Origin of the sequence: Enterococcus nangangensis, assembly GCF_005405245.1 — a bacterium.
Classification (GTDB): Bacteria; Bacillota; Bacilli; order Lactobacillales; family Enterococcaceae; genus Enterococcus_J; species Enterococcus_J nangangensis.
Window position 1 is genome coordinate 23,972 of record NZ_BJDR01000027.1, and the last position, 6,127, is coordinate 30,098.

The following is a 6,127-nucleotide window of genomic DNA, read 5'->3' on the forward strand; positions in this document are numbered from 1 at the left end:
GTGTTGGTCAGGTCTTTTTTTGCCCTTACTCTTCTAAAGAAGCACTATTTTTTAATTCATTTTGTTTTTCAGTAACGTGTGTAGTCGGTATTTTTTCTTTTGCTACCTCCGGCTCGATGACTTGCACCACTTGTACCCGTTTCTTTTCGTAGCGATTATACATTACTACCGCAACAATTCCAAAAATTACCGGTCCTAAGATGGAATAAATCGTTCCTGTCACATCACCATTTAACGCTGGTTGCAAAATCGTAAAGACGTTGGCAAAACCAACAACGAAAGTCACCACCACCACAGCGACATTAGCTATACTTTGCGTTTTATAAATTTCAAATGGTTTTGCAATTTCTTTTTTCTTTTTAAAACCAATGAAAGCAATAGATAAGAACATATACGGAATCGTCATGGAAACATTGGTCATGGAAACTAAAACTTCAAAGAAATATTTTGCACCGCTGCCCCCAAAAGAAACTAAAGCGATGATGGCAATCACAATTGCCGCTTGTACTTTCATGGCGTTAATCGGTAAATCTTCTTTAGTCTTCGTTAAAAATTTAGGCCAAACTTCCTTAGGTGTTCCTTCAATTAATTGTTTCAGTGGTGAAAAAATTAAAGTAAAGAAAGCGCCTGATAAAGCTAAGAACATGGAAAGTCCCATATAACGCGACACCCAAACACCCATCGTAACTGCCGTAGCATTAGACAGATTCAAAGCCAAGCCAAGTTGATAGCCCATGTTGTTCATGGCAATATAAGCCACATTGCCCAAGGTTACTTCGGCATCAGAAAATTGCGTGAAGGCGAAGTTCCAGTTGGTGAAAGCTCCCATCATGAAAATTCCTACTGCATAACCGATGGCAATCACCACTGCTGAAATCGCCACTCCTTTAGGGAATGTTTTTTCAGCATTTTCGGTTTCATCGACTAAACCACCTACTACTTCTAAGCCCCCATAAGCAAAAATCGCAAACACTAAAAAGCCGAAAACTTGAATCATCGTGGTATAAGAAGTATTAGGCGAAGTCACCAAGGCGCTTAGACTCAAAGGTTGTGCCATTTCACCATTTAAAAGTAAGATAGTTAGTCCACCTAAAAAGAGTACAACATTAATTAAGGCAACCGCGCTGCCCCCAATTGAGGTTACTTTTTTAATACTGTCTAAGCCCTTTGAAGAGACAAAGGTAATCAAACTAATCCAAAAAATCGCTAGAATTCCTAAAGTTTGTACCCCGGATAGACCAAAAGGTGTCCACTGTTGTGTTTTATCTACCCCAAAAATGGCATTCGACAAAGGAATCCAAATCCCTGAACCGACATTCACCATCCAAATGATATATGACGCATACCACATAAAAGTCCCAATAAAGGCAAACTTGGGATTAAATGATTCTGCCATCCAAGAGTAAATTCCCCCTTTACGACTTTTAAAAGCCGCACCGTATTCAGAAAGCATAAAGGCAAACGGCAAGAAAAAAGTAACGGCGGCTAAAATGTACCAGAGAATTGACGCATAACCCATTAAATAAAAAGCGCGGGGAATGTTGGTAAAACCAAAAACAGAAGTAAAAATCATTAAAATCAATGAGACCAGAGTTAATTTTTGTTTCTTAGGTTTTGACATGAGCACTTCCTCCACTTCGTTATAGTTTAAAACAACGACCCACCTTTCCTTTAGTATTCTTGTTGACACTTAAATTATAACGAGATTTTTGTGGTGGAAACAACGCTTGGCCGCTAGTTCTTAGTAAAGAATTATCCCTTAAAGAAAGCGTTTGCTTATTTTTAATAAAGACAAATCGTTATTTTAATTTTTTTCTTTTGGGGATAAACAACAAATGTTCTAATCGCCACAAATTAGGATTAGCGTTGAATTATCTGACAATATTTTCTGAGCATTCCGCTATTTGATTCTGATAAAATAACCAGCATAATCATTTTCAAAAAAACATTTCCTACTTTTTTGTTATACAAAAACAGCGTAGTTTGAAAGCACTACGCTGTTTTCATTCCGTACCTCTCATTTTTTGAAACGAGAGTTGTCATAATTATAAGGGATACTCGTTCCCACAACGACATCGTCAATTTTATCTAAAATGAGCCAATCGTCCATGTTTCCTTGATGATGAAAAGCTAAAGGTGTGATTATTGCTACTTCACTAAAGGTCACAAAACACAGACACTTCTTATGACAACGTGTCCGTTGTTTCTCACTTAAAGCCAATTGATCGCGCCGCTGCAAAAAAGCTTCATTGATTTCTTCTTCTGTCAATTTCACAAAATTTTCTACTTGGGTAACAACGGCTTTAGCACTAATTTTCAAGCTACCTTTTTCCATAAAATACAACGTTTCCCCCACCTGCACTCGGCTATGGGGAATCTTACGCCCTGCTGCCCCCCGCACGATCATCGTTTTATGCCCACTGATAATTTTATCTAAAGTACGCGCTCCTTTTTTACCTACATTATCGCAGTATACCAAATGAATCATCTATTTCCCTCCGCCTTCTTCTCCTTGATTTTAGGCTGACTCTTTAAGTTGCCGCTTTACCTTTTTAGCTGCCCAAGCGTAATGGCTACTGGTACTAGAAACCAAATAACTCCCAACACTGGTGGTTCCACTCCACTTAAAATAAGCTTTAGTAAATAACTCTTCATCCGTAAAACTCGCGATAACTTGAAGCATAGCTTCGTGACTATTGAGTAGCTGTTGACGTGCTGTTTCATAAGTGGTCCCTTGATGCTTTTCCCAAAAGCCAATATTCATGGCCCCATAATTTTTCCAAGAGTACGGCGCTGGAAGAAAGGGCACTGGATGTTGCTGGTTCTGATTGCGGTTAGCGGCCAGCCAATTTAGCGTCAGTTGATGCCACTCGTACAAATGAATCAAAATATCTCGTAAATTTTTATCCCGCTGCCAATGGGCTTCTTTATCTTTTTCCGTAATAGAAAAAGTGAAGGCGGTGTCCTGTGGTAGACGCTCCATCAACGCCCACATCTGGTCAAACTGCGCCGTGGCGGCGGCAAGTAATTCGCTTTTATTTGTTGGTCTAGCCATAAAGTGCTCCTTAACATTTATTTTTGGATTTAATTTAAGTGTAGCATGGTCCTTGACGGGCACCAAATATTTTCCTAAAGAAAAAGACGTGAAGACAGCACTACCCTCATGCTCTGCTAAAACAGCTCGGCATGCTGGATAGAGTTCTCCACGTCCTGATTATTATTTTTCTAGCACAAATGGAGTGCCAAAGGTTGCTACATATTTTTCTTCTAGCGCTTCTTCCAAAAGATACAATTGCTCGACAGAAATAAAAGCCTTGGACCAATTCCAATCTAATAAGTCATAGCGACCAAGCTTTCCCATTGTCCGCACTTCTTCGATGGATACTGGCAAAACTTTACATAAGGCAGCTATTTTTTGGCGCATTTTTCGTTGGCGTAAAACACTAGGAAAAAGTGCCGCAAGATAAATGCTAAGAAAAACTGGCAACTTCAACCAGTCGGTCCATATTCCGGCGAACTTAGCTCCTAAGGTGATCACAATACCCACTACTATAACTAACCCCAAAGTTAAAAAATCTTTTTTTCGATCTGCTTTCATTTTCTTCAATGGAACGTCCTCCAAAAATTTAACACGTCTTCATTTACCAATTGGCATGAACACTTGCCCGCACATAGCGGTCATAAATTTCTTGGACACCCGCCATCTGTGCCGGCGTTAATGGTGGCAATTCTGCTGCCCGAATATTCGCTTTAACTTGGCTGGCCCGGCTCGCCCCAGGAATTACAGCACTGACCGCCTCATGCATTAAGATATAACGCAAGGCGTAAGGCGCTAAGTCTTCTGTTTGAAAAAGTTTTTTCAAGGCAGCGACAGCTTGTAACCCCAACTCATAAGGTACACCAGAAAAAGTTTCCCCCTTATCAAAGGACTCGCCATTGCGATTAAAGGAACGGTGGTCTTGGGGACCAAATTTTGTGTTTTGATCATACTTGCCGGTCAATAAACCACTAGCTAGAGGAACTCGCGCTAAGATACCTACTTTATTTTTTTGCGTGGCTACAAATAATTCTTCCGTTGGTTTCAAACGGAACATATTGAAAATCACTTCAATAGCGGCGATGGGGTATTCTAGAGCAGCTAGCCCTTCACTAACTTTTTCGATACTAACACCGTAATTAGCAATTTTTCCTTTTTCTTTGATTTTATCTAGCGCGGTAAACACTTCGTCCTTTTGATAAACAGAACTTGGTGGGCAGTGGAGTAAAACCATGTCTAACTTTTCAACGCCTAAGCGTCCTAAGCTGCCGTCGATAAAGTTTTCCAGCGCTTGAGGTGTGTACATTTCGGCTGTATGGGGGTTCAAGCCCCGGCCACACTTCGTTACGATGTATAGTTCGTGCTTTTTATCCCGAATAAATTCACCAATGGCTTGCTCACTCTGGCCTCCGTTATAAATATCGGCCGTATCAATTAAGTTAATCCCACTTTCATAAGCCGTCTGCAAAATATTTTGCGCTTCTTGCTTGTTAAAAGGATCCCCCCACTTCGTTCCCAATTGCCACGTGCCTAAACCAATCTCCGAAACTTTTTTTGCAGTTTTACCAAAGATTCTTTGTTCCATTTTGTGCCTCCTAATGTGTCTAATAAATTTTTATAAAACGTTTTCTTCGTGAGGTTAGTATAACGAGCAAACTAGGTAAAGTCAATCTGTGCTGTAATTAGTCTACTGACAAAACAATAGTCCTGAATGCTACAGCTACTCTTTCCATCACTAGTCACTGTTCTGGTAATTCTCGCAAATAACGTTCAGCAGCTGCCCGCGTTTTAAAAATAATTATTTTTTTATTTTCACCATACTTAGCTAGTAGTTGATAAATTGTTGGCAATTGTTCTGTGGGAAAAGATAAAATCCATTGCCGAAATTCTTCATCAAATTCCGTTTCAACCCACGGTAAGTCCACCCGCTTTTGGCCAATGCGTGCTTGCGCTCCAGCAAGACAAACGTCTAAAGGATAGTCCAACAAAAAAACTGTGTCACAAGCAGCTAGCCGCCGTTCCATTGTCCGCAAGTAATTGCCATCAATAATCCACTCGTCTGTTGCCAAAATTTTTTCTAGTGCCCCATCAAATGCTGTCGCACTAACATTTGTTTGGTCTTTTCGATGCCACAATAAATCTAAATAATATAGCGGTAACCGGGTAACGGCCTGCAACTTGCGAGCAAAGGTACTTTTTCCGGCACCAGGACTGCCAATCACGATAATTTTTTTCATTACTGACCTCCACTGAACTTTCTATTTTCTATCCTAACACTTTTCCACAACAAAAAAACACTCAAGCGCGATTTTCACCCTTAAGTGCTTACACATTTTTGATACTAAGTTTTAGCCTGACCTATTTCGAGCAGAACTATTTTACGAGGACTATTCCTTAAAATGTAATTAACACATCTGAACATTGCTGCTCCTCCATTACAAAAAATTCTTTTGCTTGTCGTTGTTGGAAATTAGCGATTTTATTAGCCGGAAATACGACTAGAGAGGTGTTGTAGCGCGCAACATGTGCATTGTAAACGCGACGAGCCGCTTGTAAGTGTTCCTCGACATCGCGAATCCCTCGTTGTAATTCATGAAAAATTTCGCTAGAACGCAGCTCGGGATACGCTTCAGCAGTCAAATTAATCCGCTCTGTTAACTGGTCCATTTGTTGAGTGACGTGTGTTAATTCACCAATGGACATGCCTTGACGCAATTGAATGACTTCCCGTAACATTTCTTTTTCATGTTGTGCAAATTTTTTAGTGGTGGCCAAGAGCTTTGTTAAAACATCGTAACGTTTCGCCAACGCGACTTCTATCCCGGATAAACTTTCAGCTACTTTTATTTCATAGCGCTTAAAATTATTAGAAGTCGTAATTAACCAGCCAAGCGTTACTAATAAAATGACTGCCAAAATAATGATTAGAATCATTTTCTGACGCTCCTTTCCTAAAATTTAAAAATGTTTCTATCCTTGTTTGCTTTTACTCACCTTGCGGGGAAAAAGATAAGGGTGTGTCAATAATTTTGTGTAAATTCGTTTAACCTTATCCATTTGATTCCTTACTTTTAAAACATAGACTCTAGT

Annotated in this window: 7 protein-coding genes; all 7 read right to left on the reverse strand. The window is 39.8% G+C overall.

What is annotated here, in order from left to right; all coding sequences use genetic code 11:
• Positions 1-25 precede the first annotated feature (25 nt).
• The 7 genes from yjeM to FFM57_RS08450 all read right to left on the reverse strand — a co-directional run bounded on the left by yjeM (position 26) and on the right by FFM57_RS08450 (position 5,971).
• On the reverse strand, positions 26-1,621 hold the full coding sequence (yjeM, locus tag FFM57_RS08420; RefSeq protein ID WP_246023475.1) for a glutamate/gamma-aminobutyrate family transporter YjeM: 1,596 nt from the start codon (positions 1,619-1,621) through the stop codon (positions 26-28).
• Between the two features lie 396 nt (positions 1,622-2,017).
• Positions 2,018-2,488 carry a hypothetical protein gene (locus FFM57_RS08425; protein WP_137600072.1) on the reverse strand — a complete coding sequence of 157 codons (471 nt, stop codon included), beginning with the start codon at positions 2,486-2,488 and terminating at the stop codon, positions 2,018-2,020.
• A 30-nt stretch (positions 2,489-2,518) separates the two neighbouring features.
• Positions 2,519-3,055: a ClbS/DfsB family four-helix bundle protein gene (locus FFM57_RS08430; RefSeq protein ID WP_137600073.1), complete on the reverse strand. Its 537-nt coding sequence runs from the start codon at positions 3,053-3,055 to the stop codon at positions 2,519-2,521.
• Between the two features lie 162 nt (positions 3,056-3,217).
• Positions 3,218-3,607, reverse strand: a complete 390-nt coding sequence (locus tag FFM57_RS08435) for a hypothetical protein (protein ID WP_137600074.1) — start codon at positions 3,605-3,607, stop codon at positions 3,218-3,220.
• Positions 3,608-3,641: 34 nt separating this feature from the next.
• Positions 3,642-4,622 (reverse strand): aldo/keto reductase, encoded by a 981-nt coding sequence (locus tag FFM57_RS08440; protein ID WP_137600075.1) that lies wholly within the window; start codon positions 4,620-4,622, stop codon positions 3,642-3,644.
• A gap of 154 nt (positions 4,623-4,776) precedes the next feature.
• Complete coding sequence (locus FFM57_RS08445; protein ID WP_137600076.1) at positions 4,777-5,274, reverse strand: P-loop NTPase family protein; 498 nt, start codon at positions 5,272-5,274, stop codon at positions 4,777-4,779.
• 157 nt (positions 5,275-5,431) lie between these two features.
• Positions 5,432-5,971 carry a LemA family protein gene (locus tag FFM57_RS08450; protein WP_137600077.1) on the reverse strand — a complete coding sequence of 180 codons (540 nt, stop codon included), beginning with the start codon at positions 5,969-5,971 and terminating at the stop codon, positions 5,432-5,434.
• Positions 5,972-6,127 lie beyond the last annotated feature (156 nt).